Annotated in this window: 16 protein-coding genes and 1 tRNA gene; 12 read left to right on the forward strand and 5 right to left on the reverse strand. The window is 62.2% G+C overall.

The annotated features are described in order from the left end of the window. Window positions 1-160 precede the first annotated feature (160 nt). From hprK to FSO04_RS27715, 3 genes are all read left to right on the forward strand, one after another. Complete coding sequence (hprK, locus tag FSO04_RS27705) at window positions 161-1,129, forward strand: HPr(Ser) kinase/phosphatase (RefSeq protein WP_012431656.1); 969 nt, start codon at window positions 161-163, stop codon at window positions 1,127-1,129. A 108-nt stretch (window positions 1,130-1,237) separates the two neighbouring features. Then, window positions 1,238-2,131 (forward strand): RNase adapter RapZ, encoded by an 894-nt coding sequence (gene rapZ, locus FSO04_RS27710; protein WP_154564530.1) that lies wholly within the window; start codon window positions 1,238-1,240, stop codon window positions 2,129-2,131. A gap of 39 nt (window positions 2,132-2,170) precedes the next feature. Further along, entirely contained in the window at window positions 2,171-2,806 is a 636-nt protein-coding gene (locus FSO04_RS27715) for an LON peptidase substrate-binding domain-containing protein (RefSeq protein WP_154564532.1), read from the forward strand. Between the two features lie 27 nt (window positions 2,807-2,833). Here FSO04_RS27715 and mutY read toward each other — a convergent pair whose 3' ends face one another. Further along, window positions 2,834-3,949 carry an A/G-specific adenine glycosylase gene (gene mutY, locus FSO04_RS27720; RefSeq protein ID WP_174825317.1) on the reverse strand — a complete coding sequence of 372 codons (1,116 nt, stop codon included), beginning with the start codon at window positions 3,947-3,949 and terminating at the stop codon, window positions 2,834-2,836. 7 nt (window positions 3,950-3,956) lie between these two features. Next, complete coding sequence (gene mutM / locus FSO04_RS27725) at window positions 3,957-4,787, reverse strand: bifunctional DNA-formamidopyrimidine glycosylase/DNA-(apurinic or apyrimidinic site) lyase (protein ID WP_097391234.1); 831 nt, start codon at window positions 4,785-4,787, stop codon at window positions 3,957-3,959. Between the two features lie 87 nt (window positions 4,788-4,874). Here mutM and FSO04_RS27730 point away from each other — a divergent pair, with 87 nt between their 5' ends. The 8 genes from FSO04_RS27730 (at window position 4,875) to hisC (ending at window position 12,112) form a co-directional block, all read left to right on the forward strand. Next, complete coding sequence (locus FSO04_RS27730; protein ID WP_154564536.1) at window positions 4,875-6,716, forward strand: tetratricopeptide repeat protein; 1,842 nt, start codon at window positions 4,875-4,877, stop codon at window positions 6,714-6,716. Next, window positions 6,716-7,348: a lipoprotein insertase outer membrane protein LolB gene (gene lolB, locus FSO04_RS27735; RefSeq protein WP_154564538.1), complete on the forward strand. Its 633-nt coding sequence runs from the start codon at window positions 6,716-6,718 to the stop codon at window positions 7,346-7,348. Before FSO04_RS27730 ends, lolB begins: the two co-directional genes overlap by 1 nt. A gap of 73 nt (window positions 7,349-7,421) precedes the next feature. After that, a complete protein-coding gene (ispE, locus tag FSO04_RS27740) occupies window positions 7,422-8,303 on the forward strand; it encodes a 4-(cytidine 5'-diphospho)-2-C-methyl-D-erythritol kinase (protein WP_154564540.1) in 882 nt (293 codons plus the stop codon). Between the two features lie 50 nt (window positions 8,304-8,353). Then, window positions 8,354-8,430 (forward strand) — tRNA-Gln (locus FSO04_RS27745). A 45-nt stretch (window positions 8,431-8,475) separates the two neighbouring features. After that, window positions 8,476-9,432 carry a ribose-phosphate pyrophosphokinase gene (locus tag FSO04_RS27750; RefSeq protein WP_006048037.1) on the forward strand — a complete coding sequence of 319 codons (957 nt, stop codon included), beginning with the start codon at window positions 8,476-8,478 and terminating at the stop codon, window positions 9,430-9,432. Window positions 9,433-9,596: 164 nt separating this feature from the next. Further along, a complete protein-coding gene (locus tag FSO04_RS27755; protein ID WP_154564542.1) occupies window positions 9,597-10,220 on the forward strand; it encodes a 50S ribosomal protein L25/general stress protein Ctc in 624 nt (207 codons plus the stop codon). A 150-nt stretch (window positions 10,221-10,370) separates the two neighbouring features. Further along, window positions 10,371-10,973 carry an aminoacyl-tRNA hydrolase gene (pth, locus tag FSO04_RS27760; protein ID WP_154564544.1) on the forward strand — a complete coding sequence of 201 codons (603 nt, stop codon included), beginning with the start codon at window positions 10,371-10,373 and terminating at the stop codon, window positions 10,971-10,973. A 59-nt stretch (window positions 10,974-11,032) separates the two neighbouring features. Beyond that, complete coding sequence (gene hisC, locus FSO04_RS27765) at window positions 11,033-12,112, forward strand: histidinol-phosphate transaminase (RefSeq protein WP_154564546.1); 1,080 nt, start codon at window positions 11,033-11,035, stop codon at window positions 12,110-12,112. A gap of 111 nt (window positions 12,113-12,223) precedes the next feature. Here the strand turns inward: hisC and FSO04_RS27770 are convergent, their stop codons facing one another. The 3 genes from FSO04_RS27770 to rsmD all read right to left on the reverse strand — a co-directional run bounded on the left by FSO04_RS27770 (window position 12,224) and on the right by rsmD (window position 13,786). After that, entirely contained in the window at window positions 12,224-12,481 is a 258-nt protein-coding gene (locus tag FSO04_RS27770) for a YfhL family 4Fe-4S dicluster ferredoxin (RefSeq protein WP_054035799.1), read from the reverse strand. Between the two features lie 63 nt (window positions 12,482-12,544). Then, window positions 12,545-13,060, reverse strand: a complete 516-nt coding sequence (coaD, locus tag FSO04_RS27775) for a pantetheine-phosphate adenylyltransferase (protein WP_154564548.1) — start codon at window positions 13,058-13,060, stop codon at window positions 12,545-12,547. 111 nt (window positions 13,061-13,171) lie between these two features. Further along, window positions 13,172-13,786 carry a 16S rRNA (guanine(966)-N(2))-methyltransferase RsmD gene (gene rsmD, locus FSO04_RS27780; RefSeq protein WP_154564550.1) on the reverse strand — a complete coding sequence of 205 codons (615 nt, stop codon included), beginning with the start codon at window positions 13,784-13,786 and terminating at the stop codon, window positions 13,172-13,174. Window positions 13,787-14,026: 240 nt separating this feature from the next. Here rsmD and ftsY point away from each other — a divergent pair, with 240 nt between their 5' ends. Next, entirely contained in the window at window positions 14,027-15,193 is a 1,167-nt protein-coding gene (gene ftsY, locus FSO04_RS27785; RefSeq protein WP_154564552.1) for a signal recognition particle-docking protein FtsY, read from the forward strand. Window positions 15,194-15,204 lie beyond the last annotated feature (11 nt).

Raw genomic sequence — 15,204 nt, forward strand, 5'->3', positions numbered from 1 at the left:
CCCCCCGGGGCCACCCTGAGACCGTCGGCGGTTACCCGCACGGCGCCTATTCCCCCGGCTTCCCGCCTGCAGGCGGGTACAGCCAGGCGAGGTGCGCGGTCCGCGTTAACGAGGCCGCATCCTTTCCCAAGCAAGCGGTCCACACGGGAGTCACCGACTCATGGATACGTCCAGCATCAACGCCCAGAGCATTTTCGACGACAACGCCGCCATGCTGAAGTTGAGCTGGCTGACGGGGCATGAAGGCTGGGAGCGCGGCTTTTCTTCGGAATCGGTGGCCAATGCCACGTCGAGCGCCGACCTCGTCGGCCACTTGAACCTGATCCACCCGAACCGGATTCAGGTGCTCGGCGACGCCGAAATCGACTACTACAAGCGCCAAACCGACGAAGACCGCTCGCGCCACATGGCCGAGCTGATCGCGTTGGAACCGCCGTTTCTGGTGGTGGCGGGCGGCGTCGCCGCGCCGCCGGAACTGGTGCTGCGCTGCACGCGCTCGTCCACGCCGCTTTTCACCACGCCGATGTCCGCCGCTGCGGTGATCGACAGCCTGCGCCTCTACATGTCGCGCATTCTGGCGCCGCGCGCCACGCTGCATGGCGTGTTTCTCGACATTCTCGGTATGGGCGTGCTGCTCACCGGCGATTCCGGCCTCGGCAAGAGCGAACTCGGGCTGGAACTGATCAGCCGCGGCCACGGCCTTGTCGCCGACGACGCCGTGGATTTCGTGCGCCTTGGGCCGGATTTTGTCGAAGGGCGCTGCCCGCCGCTGCTGCAAAACCTGCTTGAAGTGCGCGGTCTGGGCCTGCTCGACATCAAGACGATCTTCGGTGAAACCGCGGTGCGCCGCAAAATGAAACTGAAACTGATCGTGCAACTGGTGCGCCGTCCGGATGGCGAATTCCAGCGGCTGCCGCTGGAAAGTCAAACCGTCGACGTGCTCGGCTTGCCGATCAGCAAAGTCACGATTCAGGTGGCGGCCGGCCGCAACCTCGCGGTTCTGGTCGAAGCGGCCGTGCGCAACACGATCCTGCAACTGCGCGGCATCGATACGCTGCGCGACTTCATGGATCGCCAGCGTCTGGCCATGCAGGACCCGGACAGCCAGTTTCCCGGCAAATTGATCTGAATCCGCGCGCCCCCGCGCACCGTGTGACGTCCGCAGCCAACGGCAGGCTGCGACGGCGCGCACACGGGGACCAGATGCTATGATGAACTGTACGGATTTCACGACTCCATGCGCATAATCCTGATCACCGGTATTTCCGGCTCCGGCAAATCAGTTGCCCTGAACGCGCTTGAAGACGCAGGCTATTACTGCGTCGACAATCTGCCGCCGCGTTTTTTGCCGCAACTGGCCAACTATCTCGCCGACGACGGCCAGGAACGCCTCGCGGTCGCCATCGACGCGCGCTCGAGCGCTTCGCTCGACGAAATGCCCGCGATGATCCGCGACCTGTCGCGCGCCCACGACGTGCGCGTACTCTTCCTGAACGCAAGCACGCAGTCGCTGATTCAACGCTTTTCCGAAACGCGCCGCCGCCATCCGCTGTCCGGCTCCACGGCGCATGATGCAGACGTCGGCCTGTTGACGTCGCTCGCCGAAGCGATCGAACGCGAACGCGAACTCGTGGCGGGCCTCGCCGAATTCGGCCATCAGATCGACACCAGCAATCTGCGCGCGAACGTGCTGCGTGCGTGGGTCAAACGCTTCATCGAGCAGGAAGACGCGGGGCTCGTGCTGATGTTCGAGTCCTTCGGCTTTAAACGCGGCGTGCCGCTCGACGCCGATTATGTTTTCGACGTACGCACGCTGCCGAACCCGTACTACGATCACGAATTGCGGCCGCTCACAGGCCTCGACCAACCGGTGCGGGATTTTCTCGACGCGCTGCCGGTCGTGCATGAAATGATCGACGACATCGAAAAATTTCTCGCCAAATGGTTGCCGCATTTCCGTGACGACAACCGCAGTTATCTGACGGTCGCGATCGGTTGTACGGGCGGCCAGCACCGCTCGGTATTCATTGCTGAGACGCTCGCCGCGCGTCTCGCAACGTCGGCGAATGTCATTGTGCGGCACCGCGATGCGCCGGTGGACATCGGCGAATCATCGAAGTTAGTGGCTTAACCGGCCGCATCGCGCGGCCTCAACTCGAAGCGTTGCGCCATGTCTTCTACGCCTACTGTGCTTGCCGATGTGCCGCTATTTCCGCTGCATACGGTGCTGTTCCCTGACGGGCTGCTGCCCCTGAAAATCTTCGAGGCGCGCTACCTCGATATGGCGCGCGATTGTCTGCGTGAAAAAACGCCGTTCGGTGTGTGTCTGCTGAAAAGCGGTGCTGAAGTGGCGCGCGAAGAAGAGCCTTCGGTACCCGAAGCAATTGGCTGTCTCGCCGAAATCGAAGAGTGCGATGTCGAAGCCTTCGGCATGCTGCTGATTCGGGCACGTGGCACGCGGCGGTTTCGCCTGCTGTCGCATCGCGTGGAGAGCAGCGGCTTGCTGGTCGGCATGGCTGAGCCGCTCGGAGAAGACATCCCGCTCGAGGGCAATGAGCAACTGGCCAAATTCGGTGCGTGCGCGGAAGTGCTCGAACGGATCATCGCCACGATCCGCGAACGCGACCCGGACAGCTTGCCGTTCGCGGAACCGTTCCGGCTGGAAGATCCGTCATGGGTGTCGAACCGGCTTGCGGAAGTGTTGCCGATCGCCCTTCGTGCAAGGCAAAAGTTGATGGAATTGCAGGACGCCGGCGCGCGAATCGACGTGGTTCATCACTATATGCAGCAGCATCAGTTGCTTTGATTTAACGTGCTTTCGGCTCGGGGCTGGCTAGATCAGCGAGCCGTGCAGACTATCCAGTAGTTTGCGCACCGGCGCGGGCACACCGAACGAATCGAGATCGCTTAACGCGACCCATGCAGTGTCCGCGTCGTTAAGCGCAGCCAATGCGCCCACGCCGCGATCCAACTCAGCGAGCCGCGGCTCGATATCCAGCTTGAAATGCGTGAAGACGTGCGTGAGCGGCGCGAGCGGCGAGACCGCTCCGTCGCCACCGAAGGCACGCGCACGCTCGGCGAGCGCGGCTTCGTCAGCAGCTTCGGGCAGGCTCCACAAGCCACCCCAGATGCCCGAGGGCGGGCGCTTTTCCAGCATCACGGCGTTACCGTCGCGCAGCACCAGCATCCATGTGCGGCGCGTCGGCACGGCTTTTTTCGGTCGTGCCGTGGGCAGTTCACGCTGACGTCCGCTCACGTTGGCCACGCAGTCGGCGGCGAACGGGCAGCGCAGGCAATCCGGCTTGCCGCGCACGCACAGCGTTGCGCCGAGGTCCATCAGGCCTTGCGTATATGCACTGACATCGTCGTCCGATGCGTTGGACGGGAGCAGCGATTCCGCCAGCGTCCACATCGCATTCTCGACTTTCTTTTCGCCCGGAAAACCTTCAACGCCGAATACGCGTGCCAACACGCGCTTCACGTTACCGTCGAGAATCGTGGCGCGCGCGCCAAACGCGAAAGAGGCGATCGCCGCTGCCGTCGAGCGACCGATGCCCGGCAATTCAGCAAGCTCGTCCGCCGACGCGGGAAACGCACCGCCATGCTGCTCGACGACCACCTGCGCGCAGCGATGCAGATTGCGTGCGCGCGAGTAATAGCCGAGGCCGGCCCACAACGCCATCACGTCGTCTGCCGGCGCCGCGGCGAGCGAGGCAACATCCGGACAACGCGCAAGAAACTTGGCGTAGTACGGAATCACCGTCGATACCTGGGTCTGCTGCAGCATGATTTCCGACAGCCAGATGCGATACGGATCGCGCGTGTTCTGCCAGGGCAGGTCATGACGGCCATGCTGGCGCTGCCATGCAATCAGCCGCGTGGAAAAATCAGACATGACGGGAAAAGCGGGCTTAACGGACGAGGCGGACGGGCTTATACGAGAAGGCATCGAAAATTTAGCGCTGGCAGGTGGGACAGAAATACGTAGAACGCTGCCCCTGCACGATCTGTTTGATCGGCGTTCCACACACGCGGCATGGCAGCCCCGCGCGATCATAGACGAAATAGTCGAGCTGGAAGTAACCGCTTTCGCCATCGCTGCCGACGAAATCGCGCAGCGTGCTGCCGCCCTTCTCGATCGCTGCGGCGAGCGTGACGCGCACCGCGTCGGCCAGCAGATCGTAGCGCACGAGCGAGACGCGGCCCGCTGCGGTGGTGGGCCGGATACCGGCGCGAAAGAGACTTTCGGATGCGTAGATATTACCCACGCCGACCACGATTTCCCCTGCCAGCAGCGCCTGCTTCACCGACACCTTGCGCCCACGCGTGAGCCGGTGCATCAACGCGCCGGAAAACGCAGGCGAAAATGGCTCGACGCCGAGGCCCGCGAGCAGCGGATGTTCGAGCACGTCGCCGGCTTCGCGCGGGTGCCACAGCACCGCGCCGAAGCGCCGCGGATCGCGATAGCGCAAAATGAACTCGTCGAAAATCCAGTCGATGTGATCGTGCTTCGCCGCAGCGGGTGGACGCGGCACATGGCGCAGCACACGCAGCGTGCCGGTCATGCCCAGATGCACAATGAACCAGCCGGCGTCGATTTCGAACAGCAGATACTTGCCCCGCCGTTCGACCTTGCGCACCACGCTGCCACGCAAGGTTTTCGCAAGGTCCGCCGGAATCGGCCAACGCAGCGCGGGCGTACGTACATCGACGCGTTCAACCTTGCGCCCGGACACATACGGTTCGATTCCCCTTCGGGTAACCTCAACTTCTGGCAACTCTGGCATGTCTAACTGGTCTGCAACTTGCGTGAGTGGTTGTGCGCTTATTGTAGCGAGCGCGTTACAATCGTCCGAAACATTGAACGGATTTCCATGAACTTGTCCTTCGTGAAGCTGTTTTCGAAGCGCCCGGCTAGCGCATCCCGCGTGCCGCACGCCGTGTCCGCTCGTCGCATGCTCGGTGTCGCCGTGCTCGCCGTCTGGGCGCTGGCAGCCGTGCCCGCGCACGCGCAGAACCCGTCGCCCGACTCGGATGACACGTCTGTCACCCTGCCGGACCCGCTCGGCCCGGCAACGGCAGAAGACCAGAAGTCTCTGCCGGGCGTGCCGCTGTCCAGCCAGATCGTATTCCAGGTGCTCGCCGCTGAAGTCGCGTTGCAACGCGATCAGCCGGCACCCGCCTACCAGACCTATCTCGCGCTCGCGCGCGACACGCACGATCCGCGCATGGCGCAACGCGCCACGGAAATCGCGCTGGCCGCGCAAAGCCCGTCAGACGCGCTGGCCGCCGCGCAATTGTGGCAGCAGTATGCGCCGGATTCGGAACGCGCCGCACAACTCGACGCATCGCTGCTCGTGCTGTCCGGCAAGCCTGACGACGCCGCGCCGATCCTCGCCCGTGAACTCGCGAGAGTGCCGGCCGACAATCGCGGCAGCGCGATTCTGGCGCTGCAGTTGCTGCTCTCGCGCGGTCCGAACCGGATCGGTGGCTTGCATGTGCTGCAGGATCTGCTGAAGAACGACCTGAACCGGCCCGAGGCGCAGATGGCCATCGCGCGCCAGCAGCTCGTTTCGGACGACGCACCGGGCGCGCGCAAGTCGCTCGAGCAGGCGCTTGCGCTCAAGCCGGACTATTTGCCGGCCGCGCTGATGCTGTCGCAGATGGGCCCGGAGGAGCGCAAGGAAGGCATCGCGTCGCTCGAAAAGTACGTGCAGCAGAATCCGAAATCGCATGACGCGCGTCTCGCGCTCGCGCAGATGTATCTCGCGAGCGACCGTCTGGACGACGCGCAGAAGCAGTTCGAGATCATGCACAAGAACAACGCGACCGACCTCACGCCGCTGATGGCGCTCGCGCTGATCAAGATCCAGCAGAAGAATTTCACCGAGGCGCAGACCTATCTGACCCAGTACGCGCAGCAAGCCGAAAAGACGCCAGGCGCCGATCCGGGCCAGGCGTATATCTATCTTGCGCAACTGTCGCTCGAACAGAAGAACGAAGCGGCGGCGAGCGACTGGCTGAACAAGGTTTCACCAGCCAGCCAGCAATTCGTGCCGGCGCAGATCACGCGGGCACAATTGCTCGCCAAGCAGGGCAAGACTGAAGACGCGCGCAAGCTGCTGGCCAACCTGCAGGCGCCCGATCCGCGCGACCAGGCGTTGATTGCACGCACCGACGCAGCCATTCTGTTCGACGCGAAGCGCTATCCGGAAGCGGAAACACGCCTGCAACAAGCCACCGCGAATTTCCCGGACGATCCCGATCTGACCTACGACTACGCCATGGCCGCCGAAAAAACCGGCCACTACGATGTCATGGAAGCGCAACTGCGCAAGCTGATCCAGACGCAGCCGGACAATCCGCAGGCTTATAACGCGCTCGGCTATTCGCTGGCCGATCGCAATCAGCGCCTCTCGGAAGCGGACAAACTGGTCGAGAAGGCCTCGGCGCTGGCGCCGAACGACGCGTTCATCATGGACAGCGTCGGCTGGGTCAAGTACCGGATGGGCGATACGTCGGATGCCATCAAGCTGCTGCGCAAAGCGTACGACCTCCAGCCGAACGCCGAAATCGGTGCGCATCTCGGCGAAGTGTTGTGGAAAACCGGAGCTCAGGATCAGGCTCGCGCCGCCTTCCGCGACGCGCGCAAGCTCGAACCGGACAACGACACACTGGTTAAAACGCTGCAACGTCTTCAGGTAAACGATCTTTGATGCGTCTTTCCCGCTTGATCTCTTATCTCCGGGCGCCGCGTGGCGCGGCGCTCGGATTCGTAGCGGCAGCGGTTGTCGCGTTGGCTGGTTGTGCATCGGTTAAGCCGCAAGGGCCGTCCACGTCGAATGCGGCAACGTCCGTCACCGCACAGACCTCGCGTGCTTATCAAGGCCGTTTCGCGGTCCAGTACAACGATCAGAACGGCCAGCAGCGCAATGCCTATGGCAACTTCACCTGGCAGGAAACGGGAGACACGGTCACCCTGCAATTGCGCAATCCGCTTGGGCAGACGCTCGCAATCGTGACTTCGTCGCCGGCTTCGGCCACGCTCGAACTGCCGAACCGCCAACCGCTCACCGCCGACAACGTCTCCACGCTGATGCAGAACGCACTCGGCTTCACGTTGCCGGTCGAAGGGCTGCGCTACTGGCTGCAGCCTTCGCCGGCGCCGACTTCGCGCGCGAAGACCGAGCAGGATCCGCAACAGCCTTCGCGTCTGAAGCAGATCACGCAGGACGGCTGGACGATCGACTACCTCGCGTATGCCGACGCGCCGGCCACTGGTGTGAAGCGCTTGAACCTGAGCCGCGCGGAACCGCCGCTCGACATCAAGCTCGTGCTGGATCAGTAGTTCAGTAGCCGCGCCTGTTCGCGCAACCCTTGCCGCTTCTTCGGCGCCGCTATGGCGCATGTAGCCCTGACCCATGATTGAAACGACCGATTCGCTGCGCGATTGCCTCGCGCCAGCGAAACTGAACCTCTTCCTGCACATCACCGGCCGCCGGCCGGACGGCTATCACACGCTGCAAACCGTCTTCCAGTTACTCGACTGGGGCGACATCCTGCACTTCACGTTGCGTGACGACGGCCTCATCACGCGCAGCACCGAGATCGCCGACGTGCCGCCGGACCACGATCTCACCGTGCGCGCTGCAACGCTCCTGAAAGCGCATACCGGCTCGCCCGCGGGTGTCGATATCGAAATCGACAAGCGCCTGCCGATGGGGGCGGGTCTCGGCGGCGGCAGCTCCGATGCGGCGACCACGCTGCTCGCGCTGAACCGTCTCTGGAAGCTCGATTTGCCACGACTGGAGTTGCAGGCGCTGGCGTTGAAACTCGGTGCGGACGTGCCATTTTTTGTTTTTGGGAAAAATGCGTTCGCACAGGGTGTCGGAGAGGCTTTAGACGTTGTACAATTGCCGCCGCGCCATTTCCTGGTGGTGACACCGAGGGTTCACGTTCCAACTGCAGCGATTTTTTCCGAAAAAGCGTTGACAAGAGATTCGAAACCCCTCATAATTACGGACTTTCCTGCAGAACTTAGCTGCAACACTGAATGGCCAGAAAGTTTTGGCCGCAATGACATGCAGCAGGTTGTCGTGGGAAAATACGCGGAAGTAGCGCAAGTGCTGCGGTGGTTTGAAAACATCGCACCCGCGCGGATGTCTGGATCAGGTGCAAGTGTATTTGCAGCGTTCCGTAGCAAAGCTGAAGCAGAAGCGGCGCAAGCCAAACTGCCTAGCGAATGGAACAGCGCAGTAACTGCAAGTCTCGATCAGCATCCACTCTTTACTTTCGCGTCATAAGTTTTGCCTCGTCGAACGTTCCCTCGTTCGGTGAAGCTCAAAGTTAGTGTAGGGGAGTCGCCAAGTTGGTTAAGGCACCGGATTTTGATTCCGGCATTCGAAGGTTCGACTCCTTCCTCCCCTGCCAAAAATTCTCGCATTTCCCTCGCCCCCAGCCTGAAGTAGGTGCACGATGAGCAGCCATGACGGCCTGATGGTTTTTACTGGCAACGCAAATCCCGCGCTTGCACAGGAAGTCGTCAAAATCCTCGGTATTCCCCTCGGCAAAGCAATGGTTAGCCGTTTCTCGGACGGTGAAATCCAGGTCGAGATTCAGGAAAACGTGCGTGGCAAGGATGTCTTTGTCCTGCAATCCACGTGCGCGCCGGCGAATGACAATCTGATGGAACTGATGATCATGGTCGATGCGCTCAAGCGCGCATCCGCCGGCCGGATCACCGCAGCCATCCCCTACTTCGGTTATGCCCGTCAAGATCGACGCCCGCGTTCGGCGCGCGTCGCCATCTCGGCGAAGATCGTGGCGAATATGCTGGAAATCGCCGGCGTCGAGCGGATCATTACGATGGATCTGCACGCCGACCAGATTCAAGGCTTCTTCGACATCCCGGTCGACAATATCTACGCTACGCCCGTGCTGCTCGGCGATCTGCGCAAGCAGAACTACGAGAACCTGCTGGTCGTTTCGCCGGACGTCGGCGGCGTGGTGCGCGCCCGTGCATTGGCCAAGCAACTGAATTGCGATCTCGCGATCATCGACAAACGCCGCCCGAAGGCGAACGTTGCCGAAGTGATGAACATCATCGGTGAAGTCGAAGGCCGCACCTGCGTGATCATGGATGACATGGTCGACACGGCAGGCACGCTTTGCAAGGCAGCTCAGGTTTTGAAGGAACGCGGTGCGAAGCAGGTATTCGCTTACGCCACCCACCCGGTTCTGTCGGGCGGTGCAGGCGAGCGCATTGCAGCTTCGGCACTCGATGAACTCGTTGTTACCGATACGATCCCGCTCGGCGAAGAAGCCCGCTCGTGCGCCAAGATCCGTTCGCTGACCAGCGCCGGCCTGCTCGCCGAAACGTTCTCGCGGATTCGCCGCGGCGATTCGGTGATGTCGCTGTTCGCTGAAAGTTAAGTATTTGCGAAGGCGCAGCGCGCATAGCAGTACCGCACGCTGCACTTTTGCACAATTGGCATGAACGAACGAAGGTTCGTGCCATCGCTCTGGGGCCTCAGCCGTAATGGCTTGGAGGCCCCGTTTTTACTGCCTGGTCGCGGGCAGTGCATTGGAGATTCAATATGAAAGTAGTCGCTTTCGAGCGTTCCTTGCAAGGTACGGGTGCGAGCCGCCGCCTGCGTATCTCGGGTAAGACCCCGGGCATCGTATATGGCGCTGGTGCTGAAACGCAATTGGTCGAACTGGACCACAACGCACTCTGGCACGCGCTGAAGAAAGAAGTTTTCCACTCGTCGATCCTCGAACTGGAAGTGGCAGGCAAGTCGCAACAGGTTCTGCTGCGCGACGTGCAATACCACCCGTTCCGTCAGCTCGTGCTGCACGTGGACTTCCAACGTGTCGACGCGAAGAAGAAGCTGCACACCAAGGTGCCGCTGCACTTCATGAACCAGGAAACCAACCCGGCAGTGAAGCTGTCGAGCGCGGTGATCTCGCACGTCCTCAACGAAATTGAAATCGAGTGCCTGCCGTCGGCACTGCCGGAATTCCTCGAAGTTGACCTGGCGACGATCGAAGCTGGTCACTCGCTGCACGCCAAGGACATCGTCCTGCCGGCAGGCGTGGCACTGGTTGCTCACGTTGACGCAGAAAACCCGGTCATCGCATCGGCAACGATCCCGGCTGGCGCAATCGCTGAAGGCGACGCCGCTGCTGCTGCAGGCGAAGGCGAAACGCCGGCTGCCTAAGTGCCTTCCTGGCGCTGAGCAAGCAATCCTCTCGATCCGTTTCAATGAAACGGTCGACGTGACCCGCCGAGGTTCTCCCCGGCGGGTTTTTTTTCGGTTTTTTTCGGCTCGGCCGCGTTCGGTGCCGAGGCCAGATGGACCTATGCAATCATGATCAAGCTGATCGTCGGGCTCGGCAATCCGGGCGCTGAATACACCGCGACGCGCCACAATGCCGGCTTCTGGCTGGTCGATCAACTGGCGCGCGAAGCAGGTACGACACTGCGCGACGAGCGGCGCTTTCACGGTTTCTACGCGAAGGCCCGGCTTCACGGCGAAGAAGTGCATCTGCTGCAACCGCAGACTTATATGAACCGCTCGGGGCAGTCGGTTGTCGCGCTCGCGCAGTTCTTCAAGATTCTTCCGGACGAAATTCTGGTCGCGCACGACGAGCTCGATATGCCACCGGGCAGCGTCAAGCTGAAGCTTGGTGGCGGCAGCGGAGGCCATAACGGGCTGAAGGACATCAGCGCGCATCTGTCATCGCAACAGTATTGGCGGCTGCGGATCGGCATCGGCCATCCGCGTGACCTGATTCCCGAAAGTGCGCGAGCCGGCGCCAAGCCGGACGTCGCCAATTACGTGCTGAAACCGCCGCGGCGGGACGAGCAGGACGTGATCGATGCGTCGATCGAACGCGCGTTGGCGGTCATGCCGCAGATCATCAAAGGCGAGCTCGAGCGGGCGATGATGCAACTGCACCGCAATCCCTGAGCGGGCCCTGCCCTGCCCGCATCCGTATCGCCCGTATCGCCATCGACAGGAGAAATCGCTTGAGCCGCTACTGGAGTGACATCGTTCACCGTCTGACGCCGTATGTGCCGGGCGAGCAGCCCGTGGTTGCGCATCCGGTCAAGCTGAACACCAACGAGAATCCCTATCCGCCGTCGCCGCGCGTGCTTGACGCGATCCGGCAGGAACTGGGCGGCGCGGGCGAGTCGCTGCGGCGCTATCCCGATCCGACAGCGCGCAAGTTACGCGAAACGGTAGCCGCGTACCACGGCATCCGCCCGGAACAAGTGTTCGCGGGCAACGGCTCGGACGAAGTGCTCGCGCTCACCTTTCAGGCCTTGCTGAAGCACGACAAACCGTTGCTGTTTCCGGATATCACTTACAGCTTCTACCCGACCTACGCGCGGCTCTTTGAAGTCGACTATCGGACCATCGCACTCGACGACAGCTTCGCCATCCATGTCGACGACTACACGGCGCCTAACGGCGGCGTCCTGTTCCCGAACCCGAACGCGCCGACCGGACGACCGCTGCCGCTCGCCGATATCGAGCGTCTGGTGGCGAGAAACACCGAATCGGTCGTGGTGATCGACGAGGCCTATGTCGATTTCGGCGCTGAATCGGCCATCAAACTGATCGACCGCTATCCCAACCTGCTGGTGATACAAACGGTATCGAAGTCGCGTTCGCTGGCCGGCATGCGCGTCGGCTTCGCATTCGGCAATCCGGAACTGATCGACGCGCTGAACCGCGTGAAGGATAGCTTCAACTCGTATCCGCTCGACCGCCTGGCGCAAGTCGCGGCCGTCGCTGCATACGAGGACGATGCATGGTTCCGCGACAACTGCGCCAAAGTGATTGCGAGCCGTGAGCGGTTGGCAGCAGGCTTGACGGCACTGGGCTTCGAGGTGGTGCCGTCGGCAGCGAATCTGCTGTTCGCGCGCCACGAAGGCTACGATGCAGCGACGCTCGTGGCACGGCTAAGGGAAAAGGAAATTTTCGTGCGCCACTTCAAGGCGGCGCGAATCGACCAGCATCTGCGAATCTCGGTTGGCACCGACGCCGAATGCGACATTCTGCTGGATGCGCTGCGCGACATTTTCAGCGCTTACGTCGGATGACGGTCGTATAGCGGTCGGACAACGCGCGGGACAACCTCGCGCGCGACACAAAGCGTTGCCGCTAAAGAAAACGGCGAGGCAGACGCCTCGCCGTTCACCATCATGAAACTCTCACGCGCCCTTCGCAGCCTGCAGCGCGTGGTACTTCGCCATCAGACCTTCCGCCGTCTCCAGATGCTCGGGGTCGCGCGGAATGCACTCGACCGGGCACACCTGAATACACTGGGGTTCGTCGAAATGGCCGACACACTCGGTGCATTTCTTCGGGTCGATCACGTAGATTTCCGGGCCCATCGAAATCGCGTCGTTCGGGCACTCGGGCTCGCACACGTCGCAATTGATGCACTCGTCGGTAATCATCAAGGCCATACTTCTCTCACTTCGCGCCGGCCGAAGCCAGCTTTGATCCGTCAATCCGACAGTTTACGCCGGTTACGGTTGCCCCGCCGAGACACCTTCATTCGGATCCAGCGCGGCAACCTTCTCCTTCAGCCATTTTTCGACCGACGGGAACACAAACTTGCTGACGTCGCCGCCCAGTTGCGCGATTTCACGCACGATGGTGCCGGAGATGAACTGGTATTGATCGGACGGCGTCATGAACATGGTTTCGACGTCCGGCAGCAGATAGCGGTTCATGCCGGCCATCTGGAACTCATATTCGAAGTCCGAGACGGCACGCAGGCCACGCACGATCACCCGAGCGTTATTGCTGCGGACAAAGTCTTTCAATAGCCCTTTGAAGCTCATCACCTGAACGTTCGGGTAATGCCCGAGCACTTCATGAGCGATGTCGAGTCGCTCTGTCAGCGTAAAGAACGGCTTCTTGTTGCGGCTGTCAGCAACGCCCACCACCAGCGTGTCGAAAATGCTCGACGCGCGCCGAACGAGGTCTTCGTGACCGCGCGTCAGCGGGTCGAACGTGCCCGGGTACACGGCGACTACCATGAGACTTCTCCTCTCTTCAGACAAATGGGCACGTCAAAGCGTCCACGCGACGCATTTGGCACCGACCGCACGCGTGACGGTACCCGTCCGCTGCTTGTTTTGGAACGCGCATTATTCCTTATTTTCGCGCTGCAGCAAATGAAAGTGGACAGCGCCCGCTTTGCCTTGCCGCACGATTTCCCAACCGGCGAGCGTCTCATTCCCATCCAGCTCGAGCGCATCGCCTGCCTCCACGTACAGAAAACCTTCCGGGCTCAGCAGCGGCACGGCCAGAGCGAGCGCCTTGTCGAGCAGATCGCCGTCGAACGGCGGATCGAGAAACACCACGTCGAACGATCCGGGGGCGAGGCTCGCCGCGAGGCGCAAGCCGTCGGCTTCCGCGATTTCGATCGTACGCGCCGCGAGGCGCTCCTGGTTCGCGCGCAACTGGCTTGCGGCCCGCGCATTGCGCTCGACCATCAACACCCGCGCCGCGCCGCGCGAGGCAGCTTCGAAGCCGAGTGCGCCGCTACCGGCGAACAGATCGAGGCAGCGCTGGCCGTCCAGCCGTTGGCCGAGCCAGTTGAACAGCGTTTCGCGCACGCGGTCGGGCGTGGGGCGCAGGCCGTCGAGGTCGAGCACGGGCAGCGGTGTGCGCTTCCAGTCGCCGCCGATGATACGGATGGCGTGCGGCTTGCCGCCTTTGGACGAAGCGCCGTGGGCGCGTGAAGGAGCAGAACGGGGCATGCAGTTTCGATTACGTTATAAGGGCGCCCGCGACGCCGATGCGTGCGGACTGGAGCGCCAACGTTACCACAGGGGCGCCGGGCGTCCAGCCTGGCCGTTCGGCCAATACGACGGGTGGCGGCGCGCCTGATAAAATGTGCGGCTTCCAGCGCCTTGCATCCCGCATCGCAACGCTGCCTGCCGCTCCCACGGGCCCGTCCCGGCTGCGCGCATCGGCGCGCGCTCTCACCACGCCAGATCATGTTCAGCTTTTTCAAACGATTCAAGGGTTCGAAAGAGTCCGATAACGCGCCAGAAGAATCGCAGACGGCGCCGGAAGCCCTCGCGCCCGAACCCGCCGTAGAGGCGCCGCAAGCGCCCGTCGCGCCGTCGGCGCCGCGGCCGGTTGCTCCGGTTAGCGCCGATACGCAACCGGCTGCTGCCGCGTCCATCAATGAGCCCGAACCCGAAGCACCCGCGCTCGAAACCGTCGAAATCGTCCCGCCACCTATGCAGGACGCGAGCGCGAAGCGCTCGTGGCTCACGCGCCTGAAAACCGGCCTGTCGAAAACGAGTTCGAGCCTGACCGGCATTTTCGTCGGCGCGAAGATCGACGAAGACTTGTACGAAGAACTCGAGACGGCGCTGCTGATGTCGGATGCGGGCGTCGAAGCCACCGAATTCCTGCTCGAATCGTTGCGCGAAAAAGTGCGCACCGAACGCCTCACCGATCCTCAGCAGGTGAAAGCAGCGCTGCGCACGCTGCTGATCGACCTGCTCAAGCCGCTGGAAAAATCGCTGATGCTCGGCCGCGCGCAACCGCTGGTCGTAATGATCGCGGGCGTCAACGGTGCAGGCAAAACCACCAGCATCGGCAAGCTCGCCAAGCATCTGCAGAGCTTCGATCAGTCGGTGCTGCTGGCTGCGGGCGACACCTTCCGCGCAGCCGCGCGCGAGCAACTTGCAATCTGGGGCCAGCGCAACAACGTGACGGTGGTGTCGCAGGAAAGCGGCGACCCGGCAGCGGTGATTTACGATGCGGTCGGCGCCGCGCGTGCGCGCAAGATCGACGTCATGATGGCGGACACGGCCGGCCGTCTGCCGACCCAGTTGCATCTGATGGAAGAACTGCGCAAGGTAAAGCGCGTGATCGGCAAGGCGCAAGACGGCGCGCCGCATGAAGTGCTACTGGTGATCGATGCGAACACCGGCCAGAATGGTCTCGCGCAAGTGAAGGCCTTCGACGACGCGCTCGGCCTCACCGGCCTGATCGTCACCAAACTCGACGGCACGGCGAAGGGCGGCATTCTTGCGGCGATCGCGCGGCAGCGTCCGATTCCGGTGTACTTCATCGGCGTCGGCGAAAAGGTGGAGGACTTGCAGCCGTTCAGCGCGGAAGAGTTTTCGGACGCGTTGCTGGGCGGTTGAACGCAGCAACG

The sequence above is a fragment of the Paraburkholderia madseniana genome, assembly GCF_009690905.1.
In the GTDB taxonomy this organism is placed as follows: Bacteria; Pseudomonadota; Gammaproteobacteria; order Burkholderiales; family Burkholderiaceae; genus Paraburkholderia; species Paraburkholderia madseniana.